The organism is Rhizobium sp. rho-13.1 (assembly GCF_007000305.1).
In the GTDB taxonomy this organism is placed as follows: Bacteria; Pseudomonadota; Alphaproteobacteria; order Rhizobiales; family Rhizobiaceae; genus Rhizobium; species Rhizobium rhododendri.
In genome coordinates, this window is record NZ_SCFL01000101.1 from 1 (window position 1) to 346 (window position 346).

The window sequence follows — 346 nt, forward strand, 5'->3', positions numbered from 1 at the left end:
TTTTTCTAAATACACATCAGCCATTCACCGGGGTACAGACGCATATTGTGCCGTCGCTTCAACCCGAGGCCCAGGCGCCCACGCTGTTTAGCTACTCTGTCGTCGCACCATGGAACATGGAACGGCCGAACCGCGCGGACGGTCGCATCGAGATCGACGTGGAGCGTCGTCATTTCGCAAGTTCAGTGACGTCATCCTTGCTCGTGCACTCGTAACCCTTTCCAAGTAACAGACCTGGGTTGCAGCGAGGATCTTAGCGGTCAAGGCCGCTTCGCTTCCCCTGTCTCGGCATGCTGAGGCCATAAATTCAATGCTGAGGCATCGCCACGGCGGGTCCGCGCTGAAT

Annotated in this window: 1 protein-coding gene; it reads left to right on the top strand. The window is 57.2% G+C overall.

The genetic code is table 11. The features are described from left to right. Positions 1 to 215: hypothetical protein (locus EQW76_RS29560; RefSeq protein ID WP_203452812.1), on the top strand; the 215-nt coding region annotated here is incomplete at its 5' end. Positions 216 to 346 lie beyond the last annotated feature (131 nt).